Source organism: Sphingobium sp. RAC03, from assembly GCF_001713415.1.
Lineage (GTDB): Bacteria > Pseudomonadota > Alphaproteobacteria > Sphingomonadales > Sphingomonadaceae > Sphingobium.
In genome coordinates, this window is the sequence record NZ_CP016456.1 from 2,795,818 (window position 1) to 2,812,354 (window position 16,537).

At 62.0% G+C, this 16,537-nt stretch carries 14 protein-coding genes; 6 read left to right on the plus strand and 8 right to left on the minus strand.

From position 1 onward, the window contains the following. Nucleotides 1–196 precede the first annotated feature (196 nt). The 3 genes from ahpF to betI form a co-directional block, all read right to left on the minus strand. On the minus strand, nucleotides 197–1,777 hold the full coding sequence (gene ahpF, locus BSY17_RS18145; protein WP_069066514.1) for an alkyl hydroperoxide reductase subunit F: 1,581 nt from the start codon (nucleotides 1,775–1,777) through the stop codon (nucleotides 197–199). A gap of 217 nt (nucleotides 1,778–1,994) precedes the next feature. After that, complete coding sequence (ahpC, locus tag BSY17_RS18150) at nucleotides 1,995–2,558, minus strand: alkyl hydroperoxide reductase subunit C (protein WP_069066515.1); 564 nt, start codon at nucleotides 2,556–2,558, stop codon at nucleotides 1,995–1,997. Nucleotides 2,559–2,663: 105 nt separating this feature from the next. Beyond that, nucleotides 2,664–3,311: a transcriptional regulator BetI gene (gene betI / locus BSY17_RS18155; RefSeq protein WP_237236379.1), complete on the minus strand. Its 648-nt coding sequence runs from the start codon at nucleotides 3,309–3,311 to the stop codon at nucleotides 2,664–2,666. Between the two features lie 137 nt (nucleotides 3,312–3,448). Between betI and BSY17_RS18160 the strand changes: the two genes are divergently transcribed. From BSY17_RS18160 to BSY17_RS18185, 6 genes are all read left to right on the plus strand, one after another. Then, on the plus strand, nucleotides 3,449–3,919 hold the full coding sequence (locus BSY17_RS18160; RefSeq protein WP_069066517.1) for a hypothetical protein: 471 nt from the start codon (nucleotides 3,449–3,451) through the stop codon (nucleotides 3,917–3,919). 239 nt (nucleotides 3,920–4,158) lie between these two features. Then, a complete protein-coding gene (locus BSY17_RS18165; RefSeq protein WP_007689016.1) occupies nucleotides 4,159–4,392 on the plus strand; it encodes an acyl carrier protein in 234 nt (77 codons plus the stop codon). Nucleotides 4,393–4,558: 166 nt separating this feature from the next. Then, complete coding sequence (gene fabF, locus BSY17_RS18170) at nucleotides 4,559–5,818, plus strand: beta-ketoacyl-ACP synthase II (RefSeq protein ID WP_069066518.1); 1,260 nt, start codon at nucleotides 4,559–4,561, stop codon at nucleotides 5,816–5,818. Between the two features lie 365 nt (nucleotides 5,819–6,183). Continuing rightward, complete coding sequence (gene mltG / locus BSY17_RS18175) at nucleotides 6,184–7,185, plus strand: endolytic transglycosylase MltG (protein ID WP_069067069.1); 1,002 nt, start codon at nucleotides 6,184–6,186, stop codon at nucleotides 7,183–7,185. A 109-nt stretch (nucleotides 7,186–7,294) separates the two neighbouring features. Beyond that, nucleotides 7,295–7,834, plus strand: coding sequence for a peroxiredoxin (locus BSY17_RS18180; protein ID WP_069066519.1), 540 nt, complete (start codon nucleotides 7,295–7,297; stop codon nucleotides 7,832–7,834). Nucleotides 7,835–7,871: 37 nt separating this feature from the next. Next, nucleotides 7,872–8,345 carry a 2'-5' RNA ligase family protein gene (locus tag BSY17_RS18185; protein ID WP_069066520.1) on the plus strand — a complete coding sequence of 158 codons (474 nt, stop codon included), beginning with the start codon at nucleotides 7,872–7,874 and terminating at the stop codon, nucleotides 8,343–8,345. A 108-nt stretch (nucleotides 8,346–8,453) separates the two neighbouring features. On the opposite strand, the gene BSY17_RS18190 is transcribed toward BSY17_RS18185, so the two are convergent. From BSY17_RS18190 to purL, 5 genes are all read right to left on the minus strand, one after another. Continuing rightward, nucleotides 8,454–9,680, minus strand: a complete 1,227-nt coding sequence (locus BSY17_RS18190) for an NAD(P)/FAD-dependent oxidoreductase (protein WP_069066521.1) — start codon at nucleotides 9,678–9,680, stop codon at nucleotides 8,454–8,456. A 153-nt stretch (nucleotides 9,681–9,833) separates the two neighbouring features. Continuing rightward, nucleotides 9,834–10,517, minus strand: a complete 684-nt coding sequence (locus BSY17_RS18195) for a Fe2+-dependent dioxygenase (protein WP_069066522.1) — start codon at nucleotides 10,515–10,517, stop codon at nucleotides 9,834–9,836. An 18-nt stretch (nucleotides 10,518–10,535) separates the two neighbouring features. Beyond that, the gene (locus BSY17_RS18200) at nucleotides 10,536–11,153 is read right to left on the minus strand and encodes a TonB family protein (RefSeq protein ID WP_335681313.1); all 618 of its coding nucleotides are present in this window, start codon (nucleotides 11,151–11,153) and stop codon (nucleotides 10,536–10,538) included. Nucleotides 11,154–11,475: 322 nt separating this feature from the next. Beyond that, nucleotides 11,476–13,908, minus strand: a complete 2,433-nt coding sequence (locus tag BSY17_RS18205) for a TonB-dependent receptor (RefSeq protein WP_069066524.1) — start codon at nucleotides 13,906–13,908, stop codon at nucleotides 11,476–11,478. Between the two features lie 386 nt (nucleotides 13,909–14,294). Further along, complete coding sequence (gene purL, locus BSY17_RS18210; RefSeq protein ID WP_069066525.1) at nucleotides 14,295–16,472, minus strand: phosphoribosylformylglycinamidine synthase subunit PurL; 2,178 nt, start codon at nucleotides 16,470–16,472, stop codon at nucleotides 14,295–14,297. Nucleotides 16,473–16,537: the final 65 nt, after the last annotated feature.

The following is a 16,537-nucleotide window of genomic DNA, read 5'->3' on the forward strand; positions in this document are numbered from 1 at the left end:
ACGGCCAGATTGTTCAAGACTTGGTCCCTCAAGCAACCCGATGCTTGGTCTACGCGAACGTCAGGTTATGTGACCGGCAATGGGTAGATAAATTAGCTGTGTTCGGCGCATTCCTACCAACCCGGCCACCCTAAAAAAACGGCCAACCCGTCGCCGGATCGGCCGTTCTTTCATACCCCGCGCAATGCGCCCGGCATCACGCCGCTTGCGCCGCCTCCTCGCTCGCGGGCAAACGGATCAGATAGTCGAACGCCGACAAGCCTGCCGTTGAGCCTGCGCCCATGGCGATGACGATCTGCTTGTAGGGGACCGTCGTGCAATCGCCGGCTGCAAACACACCCGGCACGCTGGTTTCGCCGCGGGCGTCGATTTCGATTTCGCCGCGGGGGGACAAAGCGACTGCGTCCTTCAACCATTCGGTGTTGGGGACGAGGCCGATCTGGACGAAGATGCCTTCCAGCGCGACGTCATGTTCGGTGCCGCTGTTGCGGTCCTTGTAGGACAGGCCGGTGACGCGGTCGCCATCGCCATCGACCTTCGACGTGAGCGCCGAGGTGATGATCTTGACGTTGGGCAGGCTGGCGAGCTTGCGCTGCAGCACCGCGTCGGCGCGGAGCTGGCTGTCAAACTCGATCAGCGTCACATGGGCGACGATACCGGCGAGGTCGATCGCGGCTTCGACGCCGCTATTGCCGCCGCCGATCACTGCGACGCGCTTGCCCTTGTAGAGCGGGCCATCGCAATGCGGGCAATAGGCGACGCCCTTGTTGCGATATTCCTCTTCGCCGGGCACGCCCATCTGCCGCCAGCGCGCGCCGGTTGAGAGGATGAGGGTGCGGCCCTTCAGCGAGGCACCATTTTCCAGCACGACCTCATGATAGCCGCCTTCGGTGCGGGCCGGGATCAGCTTCGCCGCCTTTTGCAGGTTCATGATTTCGACGTCATAATCCTTGACGTGCGCTTCCATGGCGGAGGCCAGCTTTGGCCCTTCGGTGCGCGAGACGGAGATGAAATTTTCGATATCCATCGTGTCGAGCACCTGGCCGCCGAAGCGTTCTGCCGCGACGCCGGTGCGGATGCCCTTGCGCGCGGTATAGATGGCCGCCGCCGCGCCAGCGGGACCGCCGCCGACGATGAGGACTTCGAAGGGTTCCTGGGCCTTGATCTTTTCGGCGGCGCGGGTGGCGGCGCCGCTGTCGATCTTGGCGACGATCTGTTCCAGTTCCATCCGGCCGCTGGCGAAGGGTTCGCCGTTCAGGAAAACGGTGGGGACGGCCATGACCTTGCGGCTGTCGACCTCCTCCTTGAACAGCGCGCCGTCGATGGCGACGTGGCTGATGCGGGGGTTGAGGACGCTCATGAGGTTGAGCGCCTGCACCACGTCGGGGCAGTTCTGGCAGGAGAGCGAGACATAGGTTTCGAAGGCGAAGTCGCCGTCGATATCCTTGATCTGCTGGATCAAGTCCTGCGCAGCCTTGGACGGGTGGCCGCCGACCTGCAGTAGCGCCAGGACGAGCGAGGTGAATTCATGGCCCATCGGCAGGCCCGCGAACCGCACGCCGATATCGGTGCCTGCGCGGCGGATCATGAAGCTGGGGACGCGCTTGTCGGTGCCGGTGACGACGGTCACCTTGTCCGACAGTTCGGCGATATCGCCCAGCAATTCGCCCAGTTCGCGCGACTTTGCGCCTTCATCCAGCGAAGCCACCAGCTCGATCGGCTGAGTGATGTTCGCCAGATAGCCTTTCAGCTGTCCTTTGAGATTTGCGTCCAACATCGTGCCTTGCTCCGTTGCATGAAAGCGGGCCGCCGCCGCATATGAGGGAGGGGGGCGTGCGGCGGCCCTTCGGGGGATGGTGCGACCCAAAGACCCCGATGAGAATAGGATGACGGTTTAGATAGCGTTGAAGGGTCCGCCGGGTTCCGTGCCCTTTGGGGCAACCAGGCGGCCGTTCAGGGCAGCGCGGCCAAGGGGGCCGCGCTGCGGGTCGTTTTTAGATCTTGCCGACGAGGTCGAGCGAAGGGGCGAGGGTGGTTTCGCCTTCTTCCCACTTGGCGGGGCAGACTTCACCGGGATGGGCGGCGACATATTGCGCCGCCTTCACCTTGCGGAGCAGTTCGGTCGCGTTGCGGCCGACGCCTTCCGAGGTGATTTCCATGAACTGGATCACGCCTTCGGGATCGACCAGGAAGGTGGCGCGGTCGGCGAGGCCGACGCCCGGACGCATCACGTCGAAATTGTTGGTGATCTGGCCCGACTGGTCACCCAGCATATAATAGTTGATCTTGCCGATGGCAGGCGAGGTGTCGTGCCAGGCCTTGTGGCTGAAATGGGTGTCGGTCGAGACCGAATAGACTTCGACGTTCAGCGACTGGAGGGTCGGGTAGATGCCGGCCAGGTCTTCCAGTTCGGTGGGGCAGACGAATGTGAAGTCAGCGGGGTAGAAGAAGAAGATCGCCCACTTGCCCTTCACGTCGGCATCGGTGACGTCGACGAACTTGCCTTCCTTATAGGCGGTCGCTGCGAACGGCTTGATGGTGGTGTTGATGAGAGCCATGGGCTGTCCAGTTCCTTATGTGGGTTGCTGTTGCCTGACCCATGTAGGGAAGCGGGCAGTGTAATGGAAATTGGTTTTCTCGGATGGGGAGAGTGAGAAAAGCGATCACAGCCGATCGGATTGATCGACCCACTCACCGCGCCATTGGCCGAGCGCCAACATCATCGCGCGTTCGACCATGGCCTGCGCCTCCTCTGCCGAGAAGGTCGAGGGATCGAGGCAGAGTTCGAGCCAGAGGCCATCGACGAGCGCGGTCAGGCTGATCGCGGCGAGCCGGGCGCGGGCGGGTGGCATTTCGGGCACGGCGGCGCGCAGCAGGGTTTCGAGCTGGGCGCGGGTGGCGGCATAGACTTGCGCATGGACGGCGGCGATGGCGGGATCGCTTTTGACGAGGCTCCAGAAGGCGATCCAGGTGGCGAGCAGGTCCGGGTCCAATATGGGCGCGCGGAAATTGGCTTGGAGACAGGCGCGCAGCCGGTCGCGCGGATCATCGCCGGCCTCCTCCACCGCCTGGTCCAGCGCGGCGGAGACGGTCGCGCCGACATCGAGATAGGTGGCGAGGATGAGCGCGTTGACGCCCTCGAAATAATGGGTGAGCAGGCCGGACGATACGCCCGCCTGCGCGCAGATCGCGCGGACGGAGGTTCCGCCGACGCCCTTTTCCGCGAGGCAGCGGGCGGTCGCCTCGATCAAGGCCTGACGCCGGACGTCGGGCGTTTCGCGGACGAATCTCGCCCTGGGTCGTTGCATCATGCTGTTCGTCATATCGTCCCCCCGCCTCGCGTGTTTGGCGATAGACGGCGGCGCTGGCAAGGCGACGTCTTAGGCGCGGAGGGATCGAATGTGCCGTTTCGCGACTTGTTCTGCCCGATAGCCAAGGAGATCGACCGATGACCTGCCGCCTCTCGCCCCGCTTTGCGCTGCCGTTGCTGCTGGCTGGCGCGCTCCTGACCGGATGCGGTCCTGCCGCCGAGACGAACAATGTCGCCAATACTACGGCCAATGCGCCGACGGTCGAGACGATCGAGGATAGCGATGCGATCAATAGCGCGGATGGCCCGGCGGGGCGCTTGCCGACCGACGACTGGATCGGCCGCTGGACCGGGCCGGAAGGGTTGTTCCTCGACATCCAGCCCTCGCCTGATGGGAAGCCGGGCAGCTATGCACTGACCAACAAGGATAATCTCGATCGGCAGGGTGATTATGCCGGCATGGCCGAAGGGGCGATGATCCGTTTCACGCGCGATGGGAAGGAACTGATGATCCGGCCGGGCACGGGAGCGGAGACGGGGTTCAAATATCTCGCCGACAAGACCGACTGCCTGATCGTGGTGGCCGGGCAGGAGGGCTATTGCCGATAAGGCGAGATGTGGCGCGCGCGACGACTCCGCGACCACTGACGCGGCTTGTCGCGCAGCAGATGCCGCGCGTGGCGTGCGGTCGTCGGCAGGCTGGACCTGCATTCGTATAAAATCTCTGCTGCGCGCGATTGAAAAGGACTTGGCGGCCTTGCCTCTTGCCTCTATCGGCGCATGGCTCTAGGGCATTGCCTTAACGGTTATTCACAACCACCAACGATACCAGTCAAGAAGGACCACTCATGAGTGAGACCGCGGATCGCGTAAAGAAAATCGTCGTCGAGCATCTGGGCGTTGAAGCCGAAAAGGTGACCGAGGATGCCAGCTTCATCGACGATCTGGGCGCTGACAGCCTCGACATCGTTGAGCTGGTCATGGCGTTCGAAGAAGAATTCGGCGTCGAAATCCCCGACGATGCGGCCGAGAAGATCGCCACCGTCAAGGATGCCATCGATTATATCGACAGCAAGCAGTAAGGCGTTTCGCGGCCCGCAATAAGCGGGCCGCCTTTCGTGTTAGGAAATGGCTCCTCCTGTCCGGTGACCCCGGAGCGCGGGGAGCTTTTTCGTATCTGATGCAGCGTTTGCAGGCCGGATCGGCCAGACCTACATTGCGTCAAAGAGACTATTTCGGAGCAAATATATGCGTCGCGTCGTCGTAACCGGCCTTGGCATGGTCAGCCCGCTTGGCGGGGATGTGGAAACCACATGGAAGAACATCATCGCGTCCAAATCCGGCGCGGCGACGATCACGCGGTTCGACCCGACCGATTATAAGTGCCGCATCGCATGCGAAGTGAAGCCCAAAGAGCATGAATATGGCTTTGACCCCTATTTGGAGGTGGATCACAAGATCCAGCGCCAGGTCGACCTGTTCATCGTCTTCGGCATCGCCGCCGCGAGCGAGGCGCTGCGCGACGCGGGCCTGCTCAACATGACCGAGGAGGAACGGTTCCGGGCCGGTTGCTCGATCGGGTCGGGCATCGGCGGCCTGCCGGGCATCGAGAGCGAATCGCTGGTCCTGGCGAACAAGGGGCCGAGCCGGGTCAGCCCGCATTTCGTCCATGGCCGCCTGATCAACCTGATCTCTGGCCAGGTCAGCATCAAATATGGCCTGATGGGACCGAACCATGCGGTCGTCACCGCTTGCTCGACCGGCGCCCATTCGATCGGCGACGCCGCGCGCATGATCGCGATGGACGATGCCGACGTCATGCTGGCGGGTGGCGCGGAGAGCGCGATCTGCCCGATCGGCATCGCCGGTTTCTCGCAGGCGCGGGCGCTCTCGACCAATTTCAACGACGATCCGACGCGCGCCAGCCGCCCCTATGACGTCAACCGCGACGGTTTCGTCATGGGCGAAGGCGCGGGCGTCGTCGTGCTGGAGGAATATGAGCGGGCCAAGGCGCGCGGCGCGAACATCTATGCCGAAGTGCTGGGCTATGGCCTGTCGGGTGACGCTTATCATGTCACCGCGCCGCACCCGGAAGGCTCCGGGGCGTTCCGTTCGATGCAGATGGCGCTCAAGAAGTCGGGCCTCAGCCTTGAAGATATCGACTATGTGAACGCGCATGGCACATCGACGCCGATGGGCGACGAACTGGAACTGGGCGCAGTGCGCCGTTTGTTCGGCGACCAGATCGGCGCGATGTCGATGAGTTCGACCAAGTCGGCGATCGGCCATTTGCTGGGTGGCGCGGGCGCGGTGGAAAGCATCTTCTGCATCCTTGCCATGCGCGACCAGATCGTGCCGCCGACGCTCAACCTCGATGAACCGAGCGAAAGCTGCAAGGGTGTAGATCTTGTCCCGCATGTCGCCAAGCAGCGCACGGTGCGCGCGGTGCTGAACAATTCGTTCGGCTTTGGTGGGACTAATGCGTCGTTGATCATGAAGGCGATCTGAGGACGAAATTTCTCCCCTGGTAGGGGATCGTTGCGAAATGCGGATTGCTTACGAAGCATCGTCATTCCCGCGAAGGCGGGAACCCATCTCCCACCTTATCGTCTTGATTTTAGGTCCGGAGATGGATCCCCGCCTTCGCGGGGATGACGGAAGAACCTGTGGGTGATGAATTTCGCGACAATTCCCTGTAGGGGAAGGTGGTAGGGCGTAGCCCTGATGGAGGGGTGTCACCCTATCGAGAGGTTGATACCCCTCCACCGCCTTCGGCGGTCCCCTTCGGCAGAGTCACGTGCCTCTGCCGAACCTTACAGGGGAGGATCAGGGGAGGATTTGGCGGTCGCGGATATTCCTCTGGGGCGATGGTGATGATGGCAAGACGATCGAACCGGAATTCGAAGCAACGACTGGGCTGTATCGTCCTGCTGATCGGCCTCGCCGTTGCGGCTTTCATTGCCTTTCGCTTCGTGGCGGGCTGGACCGAACAGGGGCCGGCGGCCCAGGATGTCAGCGTGGTCGTGCGCGACGGGGCTACGCTGTCCGATGCGGCGGTGTTGCTGAAACAGGCGGGCGCGGTGCGGTCGGCCGATGCGTTCCTGACGCGGGCCAAGATTTTCGGGGCGGGTACACCGATCAAGGCGGGGGAGTTCGTCATCCCTGCCGGGGCCAGCAACAGCGATATCCTCTCCATCCTGCAGGGCGGCAAGACGCTGACCCGGTTGATCACCATTCCCGAAGGCATGCCCTCTATCCTGGTACATGAGCGCTTGATGGCGAACGACCAACTGACCGGCGACATTCCTGTGCCGGAGGAAGGGAGCGTGCTGCCCGACAGCTATGCCTTCGACAAGGGCGAGCCGCGCGCGGCCGTGCTGAAACGCATGCAGAAGGCGATGGATGAGGCGCTGGCCAAATTATGGGCCGAACGCGCGCTCAATACGGTCGCCAAGACACCCAAAGAGGCGATCATCCTGGCCAGCATCGTCGAAAAGGAAACTGCCGTCGCGTCCGAACGGCCGACGGTGGCGGGCGTCTACAGCAATCGCCTGCGCACCAATATGATGTTGCAGGCCGACCCGACGATCATCTACCCGATCACGCGCGGCAAGCCGCTGGGTCGGCGCATCCGCAAGTCGGAGATTGCCGACGTCAACGACTATAATACTTATGCGATGGTCGGCCTGCCCAAGGGGCCGATCGCCAATCCGGGGCGGTTGTCGATCCTGGCGGTGTTGCATCCGGCCGAAACCAAGGCGCTCTATTTTGTCGCGGACGGGAAGGGCGGGCATATCTTCGCCGACACCTATCAGCAGCATAATGAAAATGTGCGCAAATGGTTCGAAATCCGGCGGTCGCGCGGCGAACTTTGAGGCGCGACCATTGATTGCATGCCGGGCGCGATTGCCGTCCGGCTTCCTCATCCCCATAAAGATGGTTGCCGCCTGTGCGACAAGGCGGCCCTGATTGGGAGACGCACTGATGCTGGGAAGAACCGTACCGAATGTGACGCTCAAGACGCGCGTGCGCGACGAAAGCGTCGAGGGGCCGAACCCCTATCGCTGGCAGGATGTGCAGACCGGCGACTTGTTCGCGGGCAAGCGCGCCGTGGTGTTCTCGCTGCCCGGTGCTTTCACGCCGACCTGTTCGACCGAGCAATGCCCGGCGTTCGAGCGTTCTTACGATGATTTCAAGGCGGTCGGTATCGATGATGTCTATTGCATCTCGGTCAATGACGCTTTCGTCATGTTCCAGTGGGGCAAGCAGCTGGGCCTCAAAAATGTGAAGCTGTTGCCCGATGGGTCGGGGGATTTTACTCGGCGGATGGGCATGCTCATCAAGAAGAATCATCTCGGCTTTGGCGACCGTAGCTGGCGCTATGCGATGGTGGTCGAAGACGGTAAGATTATCGCCTGGTTCGAGGAACCGGGGATCAACGATAACGGCGACGATGAAGACCCCTATGGCGAAACCCAGCCCGAACCCGTGCTGGAATGGCTGAAGGCGCATCCGGCTGGTTGAGGCTGCCCCACTGGCCCCCATCATCGTCAGCGCGCTGATGGGGGCGGCGGACTTCGCCTGGGCGGACGGGCTGCGCCGGGCACATTTTCCGCCCGAGCGCAATGTCCTGTCCGCGCATATCACGCTGTTCCACCATCTGCCGCCTTCGCTGTTGGGGGAGGTGAGTGATCGGCTCAAGGCCTTGTGTCGGGGACCGGCTCCGGCGGCCCGGTTGAGCGAGGTCATGATGCTGGGGCGGGGGGTGGCCTATCGCATCGACAGCCCGGAGCTGGCGGCGATACGCGACGAACTGGCGGAGGCGTTTACGGGGCTGTTGACGCCGCAGGACCAGGCGCGACCCCGGCTGCATGTGACCGTGCAGAACAAGGTTGCGCCTGCGGAAGCGAAAGCGCTGGCAGAGCAGTTGCGTGCGGACTTTGTGCCACGCCCCTTCGCGATCGCCGGGCTGGCGGCGTGGCATTATCGCGGGGGGCCGTGGGAATTGGCGATGAAGGCGAGTTTTCGGGGGTAGGTATATGTTTCCGTTCGCCCTGAGCCTGTCGAAGGGCCGTTCTTCTTAAGTAGAAGAAAAGGGCTTCGACAGCCCCGGATCAAGTCCGGGGCCGAACGGATTTTTACTTTATGCCAGCCCGACTTCCTTCAACGGCACGCTGGCATCGGCCAGTTGCGTCTGGTCAAGCGCTGCGCCGGACAGGACATGGGCGCGGCCCTGGACATAATCCTTGACCATATTGACGCAGTCGAGCGCGATGACTTTGCCGCCTTTGAGATAGACGACGGAGAAGCTGCGCGTCGCTGGGTCGCCGCGGGTGATCGCTTGATCGAAGCCGGTGGAGAGGCCCACGGTCTGGAGCTTGAGATCATATTGGTTCGACCAGAACCAGGGCACGGCATTATAGGCTTCTTCCTTGCCCAATATGTGCGCCACCGCGACCTTGGCCTGATCATTGGCGTTCTGGACCGATTCCAGCCGCATCTGCGCGCCACCGGCGAAGCGGTTGGCGTGGGCAGCGCAATCGCCCACGGCATAGATGTCGGGCAGGCTGGTGCGGCAATATTCATCGACATCGACGCCATTGCCGCCCGCTGCGCCCGCCGCGATCAGCGGGCCGGTTTCGGGGATGATGCCGATGCCGACGATCACCATGTCGGTCTCGATCCGCTCGCCATCTTCCATCAAGACAGCAGTGGCCTTGCCGTCGACGACTTCGATGCAATCCATCCGCGCGCCGGTGCGCAGGTCGACGCCATGGGCGCGATGCTCGGCTTCGTAGAAGCGTGACAATTGTTCACCCGCGACCCGCGCCAGCACCCGGTCGAGCGCTTCGAGCAGGACGACGGTCTTGCCGAACTTGGTCAGCACGGCGGCCGCTTCCAGGCCGATATAGCCGCCGCCGATGATGGTCACATGATTGATGCTGTCGAGTTTCGCCATCATCGCATCGACATCGTCGCGGCGGCGCACGGCATGGACGTTGGACGCATCCGCGCCGTTGCAGGTCAGCATGCGGGGGGTGCCGCCGGTGCACCAGATCAGCTTGCCATAGCCGATTTCTTCGCCCCCCACCGTCACGAACTTGCCGACGGGATCGACGCTCTTGACCCGGCGGCCCAGCAGCATGTCGATATTGCGCTCACCCCAGAAGGTGGCTGGACGGATCAGGATGCGGTCGAAACTCTTGTCGCCTGCGAAATATTCCTTGGACAAGGGCGGGCGCTCATAGGGCGGGTCTTTCTCATCGCCGATCATCGCGACGCTGCCCTCGAACCCATGCTGGCGCAGCGAAATCGCCGCCTGCGCCCCGGCATGGCCCGCACCCACGATCAGAACATCATAATAGCTCATCTGCCCGCAATCCTCTTTATCCCTTTGCGCTGCTGATAGGCGGGGTGTCGCAAGGGGTGCAAGGGGGATGTGCGAATCCGGGGGGATGGCGACAGCCGCCCCCACGATGTTCAATCAGGGCACGGCCGCTCCGCCACGGGTTACGCTGCCCTGTCAGGCATCGGCCCAGCGGCGCAGCAAATTATGGTAGACGCCGGTGAGCCTGATAACCTCGCCATGATCATGGCCCAATGCTGCGGCTACGCCTTGAACGCTGCGATCGAGGTCGAACAGCATTTGCCGGGCTCCATCGTCACGGATCATCGACTGGACCCAGAAAAAGCTCGCGACCCTACGTCCCTGCGTAACCGGCTCCACGCGGTGCAGGGAGGATGACGGGTACAGCACGGCGTGACCCGCTGGCAATTTTACCTGTTGCACGCCGAAATTGGTTTCGATCGTCAGCTCGCCGCCTTCATAGGCGTCGGGTGCCTCCAGAAACACGGTGACCGACAGATCCGATCGCACCCGAACGCCAGTGCCCGCCTGTATACGCACGGCGTTATCGACATGTACGCCAAAGGCCTGTCCGCCTTCATAGCTGTTGAATAGCGGCGGAAAAATCTTGAGCGGCAGCGCAGCGGCGATGAACAGGGACGACCGGCCCAGTGCGTCGAGGATGACCTGCCCCGCCGAAATGGCGGCGGGCGCGTCTTCGGGCAATTGCAGATTGCGCTTGGCCAGCGCGGATTGATGGCCCGATGTCACATTGCCATCGACCCAGGTCGTTGGGTCGATCAGCGCGCGAATGGCGGTGATGCCCGGCGCATCGAGCAGGTCAGGAATGGCGATCAGCATGGAATTAAGGAGCTTCCGTTAATCAGGATCGGGTCGCAGGACGAAGGGGATTTCGACAAGGCCCCGCACCCGCATCGGTTGACCACCACGCAGCATAGGTTTCCAGCGCCAGTGCTTCACCGCATCGCGTGCGGCGTTGTCGAGCCGTGAAAAGCCGCTGCTTTGGCTGACCATGATCGTTTCGACCGTCCCGTCGACCCTCAGGATCAACTGGAGGACGACCGTGCCCTGCTCGCGCTTGCGGCGGCTTTCGATAGGATAGCGGGGCGGTTTGCCCGACACCATCTGCGTCCCGATATCGCCACCCTGAATGAGGCTGGGCGGGGCGGTTGGCAGGGCGGTCGGCGCGGCCGGGCCAGCGAGGGCCTCAAGGGCCGGTGCGGGGGTGGAAACGGCCTGGGGCACGGGGGATGTCTGGACAGCCTGGGGCAGGGGCACGGGCGTCTGCACGATCGGCGGCGGGGCGATGACCTCAGGTGCCGACGGTTGCGGCGGCGCTGCCGAGGCAGAGTGCGGCGGGGGTGGCGGCGGTGCGAGGTTGACGACAGTCAGTTTTGCTTCCTGCACGCGCATCCCATGGCTGCGCATCTGGATCAGCATGCCGATCAACAGGGCGTGGACCAGAATGATAACCATAATCGCCGGAATATTGGGCTGCCTGCTGAAACCATAGGGATCGCGGGCGGCAGTGTATATCGTTGGCGAAATGAGCGGGGCCGATGGCACCGGAGGACGGTCGGCGAATATGGCACTGTCATCATCCGTCATGGGTTGAATTGCAGCGTGAAGCATAACAGCGCCCCCCTTTCCATCCGTTGCTCGGTCTTGAATAGGGCAATGACTAATGCGAATCAATCGCGACTTTGACCTTGTGCGAAAGCGGGCGGACGGCGACCTGAGGAGAGGGTAGATCGCCGTCCGTCCTTCCCCGACCGGGACTGTGTCGGGGTGTGCGGGATCAGAGCTGGTAGTTGAGGCTGAACACGGCCGATCGGGTCGGTGCGGGCTGCGCCCAGCTGCCGCCGACGGCATTGCGCACCGTCGTCACATATTTCTCGTTTGTGAAATTCTGAACATTGACCTGCGCCTTGAGCCGATCCGTGATCGGATAGTTCACCATGAACCGGTGAATGGTGTAGCTTGGCACGGAATAGCCGACATAAGTGCCCGCCGTAAGTTGGGCCAATGTCGGTTGATTGAGCAGGAATTTACCTTGGTAGGTCAGCCCATAGCCCAGTTCCAGGCCGAAATCGAAGCGGTAGGTGGTGAACAGGCTGCCGGAATGTTTGGGTGTATTCGTCAGCGCATAGCTCGCCGTCGGATCGATAAACGCCGCACTGTTGGCGCACGTACCCGCTGTCGGATCGGTCGCACCGGGATTGGCCAGACAGAAGTCGGACACACCCTGTTTGATCTCGCTCTTGAGATACATATAATTGGCCGAAATGGTCCAATTACTGGTGATGTTGCCCGATGCGCCGAGCGAAAGCCCCTCGACTCGCTGGTGGCCATCGGTCGCCTGGTCCGGCAAGGTCGGGTCGCCCGACACGACCTTGATCTGGTCGCGATCGTTGCGGAAAATGGCGGCGGTCAACAGGAGCTTGGCATCGAACAAATCGGCCTTGGCACCGATCTCATAATTTTTGGTGGTTTCCGGCTCAACATTGCAGGTCAGCGCGGCGCAGGAGCCGTCGACCGACACTTTCGAGGGCAGTTTGGAGTTGCCATAGGCAACATAAAGGCTGGTGTTGGCCGTCGGTTTCACGACGGCACCGATCCGATAGGAAAACAGATTGTCGTTCACACGGAACGGGCCGGTAACCGTATTGATGGCGCCAAGATTGGCCGCACCTGGCGTTGTCACATAGCTGAACGAACGGTTGAAGCCCTTGGCCTTTTCGTACCGGATGCCACCATTGATCTCGAAAAAGTCGCTAAACTTGATGGCGTCGAACAGATAGGCGGCATAGCTGGTCTGCTCGCCGACATTATTGCTGGCGAGGGTGAAGTTGACCGGGCCGGTATAGATATTGCTGCCATAGGTGTAGCCTGCTGGACCTGCAACGACTTCGCCGGGATTGGATATGTTGACGAGCGGAAAGGCGGGGGTGGAGCCGTCGGCATTGCGCGGCAATGTGCCCTGCTTCTGGCGATATTGCTCCCACATGGCCGATGCGCCGACCACCAGGCTGTGCGTAATCCCGGCGGTGTCGAAATCGGCGCTGATGTCGAACTGATTATAGGCGGTTTTGTTGGAGATGAGCCGTTGCACGCCGCGTCCACCTGTCGGCAGATAATAGCCTGCAGGAACGCTGGTGGTGACACCTCCGCTCGTCACGGTGCAGGGCGCGCTGGCACCGTTGATATCCATCGGCTGCAAATTGGTGGACAGGCAGAATGTCCCGTTGGGTTGGCTGGTAACGGTATTCTGCTGGATATTTTCATAGCGTGTCAGATTGCGGATTTTCAACGTGTCGCTGAACGCATGGCTGAAGATGGCTTGCAGGCTGTTGGTCTTGCTGTCCTGCCGGTCCAGATTGGCAAAGCCATAATAGCCGCTGCGGTCGAATTCTTCGAGAAATCCGCCATTATTGGCATAATAGCGAAGGCCATATTGCGGCATCGCTTCGTCATCCAGATGCTCAGCCTGAATGGTCAGGCTGGTTGGACCGTCGATGCCGATGGTGATGGCGGGCGCGATGCCCCAGCGCTTATAATCTTCGACATCGCGGCCGGGCACGTCATTTTCATGATAGACCGCGTTGATCCGCACCGCGATCAGGTCGTTCAGTCGCTTGTTCGTGTCCACGGTCGCTCGGTAATAATTGTCCGTGCCGATACCTGCGCTGACCATCGTCTGATCGTCTGCCAGCGGCCGCTTGGTCACCAGATTGATCGTGCCGGCAACGGAACCGCCGCCATTCATCACTGAATTGGCGCCGTTGGTCACTTCGACCTGCTCGATATTGTAGACCTCGTTGCGGTTGAGGAAGGCCCCCGATCGCACACCGTCGATCGTCACATCATTCTTCGCATCCTGGCCACGCAAGATGATCCGATCGCCATAGCCAAACCCGCCTTCACCCGCGCCGAAGGTAATGCCCGGTACGGTCGAAAGAACATCGCGCAGCGTCAGGAGATTTTGCTGTTGGATCGTTGCCTTGCCGATGACCGTGATGGTTTGCGGCGTGTCGAGCAGGGGACGCACATATTTGGGCGATTCCGCCTGTTCGACTTTGACTGCTGATTCGTCGATGACCGTGTCGGTGACGGTCATGCCGCCCAGCCGCTGGCCCGATGTGGCCTCTTGGGCCTGTGCGGCCGTGGCGAAGGCCATTGCGCCGACGCAGGACAAGGCCAGGAATGATGGCGTGGATGTGGTGTTGGACATGGAATGTTTCCCCCTGATTGCTGACCGGGGAATTATTGAGAACGTTTCGCAGAGTCAATGCTATTGCGAATAATTATCTATCAAGGCGCGCGGCTGATGCGCGTGCGGAATCATAAGAACGATATCGTGGAGGAGGCGCGGTCGCTATCGAGATTGCCGATGCGTATACAGGTGGGCCTATGGTGGGGCGGCGGAGGCGATCAAGCAGGGTAGGCCAGTTGCCGATCGCTATGCGCGCGTGACGTGCAGGGTCGTTCTGCAGTCATTGACCGCAGGGCAACCCTGGCTGATTCATGTGACGCTGCCCAATCGGCTTGATCACTGGATCTACGAGACATGGCGATTGGGCATATGCTTCGCCTGCGGACAGGCGTGATACCCAATCGTTAGAGTTCGCTGTCCATCAATTTGGGGAAGAAGCCTTCATGCGCGGCGCGCAGGTCGGTGAGGGCTACGCCCGCTACTGCGGCTCCACCAACGGTGCCGATGCGGACAGCGCCGGGCACGTCTATGTCATTGGCCGTCGTCAGGACGTAACGGCCCTGATCTTCGCCAAAGGCAGACGTAGTCGTGAGCGCGATGTCGAGCGTTGCCCCGATCTTACCCGCCAAGGCCATTTCCGCGATCGTGACCAACAGGCCGCCGTCGGACACATCATGAACTGCGTTGGCGGTGCCCGATGCGACGATGGCGCGGATGGTGTCGGCGTTAGTGCGCTCGGCGGCCAGATCGACTGTCGGCGCTTCGCCTGCTTCCCGACCGACGATTTCGCGTAGCCAGATCGACTGGCCAAGATGCGTGCCTTCGCCGCCGATCAGCCAGATGGCGTCGCCTTCATTCTTGAACGCCACCGTCGCCATCACATCCACATCAGCCAGCAACCCAATCCCGCCGATCGCAGGCGTCGGCAAAATGGCGCTGCCGCCGCCGGTCGCCTTGCTCTCATTATAGAGCGACACATTCCCGCTCACGATCGGGAAGTCGAGCGCGCGGCAGGCGTCGCCCATGCCGTCGAGGCAGCCGGTCAGTTGCGCCATGATTTCGGGGCGCTGGGGGTTGGCGAAGTTGAGGCAGTTGGTCACTGCCAGCGGGGTCGAGCCGACCGCGCTCAGGTTGCGATAGCATTCGGCGATCGCCTGCTTGCCGCCTTCATAGGGGTCGGCATAACAATAGCGCGGGGTGCAATCGGTGCTGATCGCGATGCCCTTATTGCTGCCATGGACGCGCACGACGGCCGCGTCGCCGCCGGGGCGCTGCACGGTGTCGGCACCGACCATATGGTCATACTGCTCCCAGATCCAGCGGCGGCTGGCGATGTCGGGGCTGCCCATCAGTTTGACGAGGTCCGCGCCGATGTCGGTGCTTTCGGTTATGTCGCCCAGCGGCTTCACGCCCGACCAGGCCTTGTAATCGTCCATCGGCATCGACGGGCGATCATAGAGCGGGGCTTCGTCGGCCAGCGGGGCGAGCGGAATGTCGCACACGGTTTCGCCATGATGGACCAGCACCATGCGGCCGCTGTCGGTGACTTCGCCGATGATCGCGAAATCCAGTTCCCATTTGTGGAAAATGGCTTCGGCAAAGGCTTCGCGGCCGGGCTTCAACACCATCAACATGCGCTCCTGCGATTCGGAGAGCATCATTTCATAGGCGGTCATGCCGGTTTCGCGCTGCGGCACGGCGTCCATGTTGAGCAGCAGGCCGACGCCGCCCTTCGACGCCATTTCGACGCTGGAGGAAGTGAGGCCCGCCGCGCCCATATCCTGAATCGCGACGATCGCATCGGAGGCCATGAGTTCAAGACAGGCTTCGATCAGCAGCTTTTCGGTGAAGGGATCGCCGACCTGCACGGTGGGGCGCTTGGCGTCGGCATCGTCGCCAAAATCGGCGCTCGCCATGGTCGCGCCATGGATGCCGTCGCGGCCGGTCTTGGAGCCGACATAGACGATGGAGTTGCCCACGCCCGATGCGGCACTGTAGAAGATCTTGTCGGTGTCGGCGATCCCCACGGTCATGGCGTTGACCAGGATATTGCCGTCATAGGCGGGGTGGAAATTCACCTCGCCGCCCACGGTCGGCACGCCCACGCAATTGCCATAGCCGCCGATGCCGCGCACCACGCCGCTGATGAGGTGGCGCATCTTGGGATGATCAGGCCGCCCGAAGCGCAGCGCATTCATGTTGGCGATCGGCCGCGCGCCCATGGTGAACACGTCGCGCAGGATGCCGCCAACGCCGGTCGCCGCGCCCTGATAGGGTTCGATATAGCTGGGGTGGTTGTGGCTCTCCATCTTGAAGATCGCCGCCTGCCCATCGCCAATGTCGACCACACCCGCATTTTCGCCGGGGCCGCAAATCACCTGCGGGCCAGTGGTCGGCAACTTCATCAGGTGGATTTTGGAGGATTTATAGGAGCAATGCTCCGACCACATGACCGAGAATATGCCGAGTTCCGTGAGGTTCGGCTCGCGGCCGATCGCCTTCAGAACGCGGTCATATTCTTCCGGGCTGAGGCCATGTTCGGCGACGATTTCCGGGGTGATCTGGGTGGCGGTGCTGGACATGCCGCGCCTTTAGCGGCCGCGTGGGCGGAGAGCAATGGCGGCGTGCATGCTTTGGTGGACATGCG

What these genes read in the sequence shown, in the direction of transcription:
- ahpF (WP_069066514.1), bottom strand. Translation starts at nt 1,777, where the DNA reads ATGTTGGACGCAAATCTCAAAGGACAGCTGAAAGGCTATCTGGCGAAC.
- ahpC (WP_069066515.1), bottom strand. Translation starts at nt 2,558, where the DNA reads ATGGCTCTCATCAACACCACCATCAAGCCGTTCGCAGCGACCGCCTAT.
- betI (WP_237236379.1), bottom strand. Translation starts at nt 3,311, where the DNA reads ATGATGCAACGACCCAGGGCGAGATTCGTCCGCGAAACGCCCGACGTC.
- BSY17_RS18160 (WP_069066517.1), top strand. Translation starts at nt 3,449, where the DNA reads ATGACCTGCCGCCTCTCGCCCCGCTTTGCGCTGCCGTTGCTGCTGGCT.
- BSY17_RS18165 (WP_007689016.1), top strand. Translation starts at nt 4,159, where the DNA reads ATGAGTGAGACCGCGGATCGCGTAAAGAAAATCGTCGTCGAGCATCTG.
- fabF (WP_069066518.1), top strand. Translation starts at nt 4,559, where the DNA reads ATGCGTCGCGTCGTCGTAACCGGCCTTGGCATGGTCAGCCCGCTTGGC.
- mltG (WP_069067069.1), top strand. Translation starts at nt 6,184, where the DNA reads ATGATGGCAAGACGATCGAACCGGAATTCGAAGCAACGACTGGGCTGT.
- BSY17_RS18180 (WP_069066519.1), top strand. Translation starts at nt 7,295, where the DNA reads ATGCTGGGAAGAACCGTACCGAATGTGACGCTCAAGACGCGCGTGCGC.
- BSY17_RS18185 (WP_069066520.1), top strand. Translation starts at nt 7,872, where the DNA reads ATGGGGGCGGCGGACTTCGCCTGGGCGGACGGGCTGCGCCGGGCACAT.
- BSY17_RS18190 (WP_069066521.1), bottom strand. Translation starts at nt 9,680, where the DNA reads ATGAGCTATTATGATGTTCTGATCGTGGGTGCGGGCCATGCCGGGGCG.
- BSY17_RS18195 (WP_069066522.1), bottom strand. Translation starts at nt 10,517, where the DNA reads ATGCTGATCGCCATTCCTGACCTGCTCGATGCGCCGGGCATCACCGCC.
- BSY17_RS18200 (WP_335681313.1), bottom strand. Translation starts at nt 11,153, where the DNA reads ATGGTTATCATTCTGGTCCACGCCCTGTTGATCGGCATGCTGATCCAG.
- BSY17_RS18205 (WP_069066524.1), bottom strand. Translation starts at nt 13,908, where the DNA reads ATGTCCAACACCACATCCACGCCATCATTCCTGGCCTTGTCCTGCGTC.
- purL (WP_069066525.1), bottom strand. Translation starts at nt 16,472, where the DNA reads ATGTCCAGCACCGCCACCCAGATCACCCCGGAAATCGTCGCCGAACAT.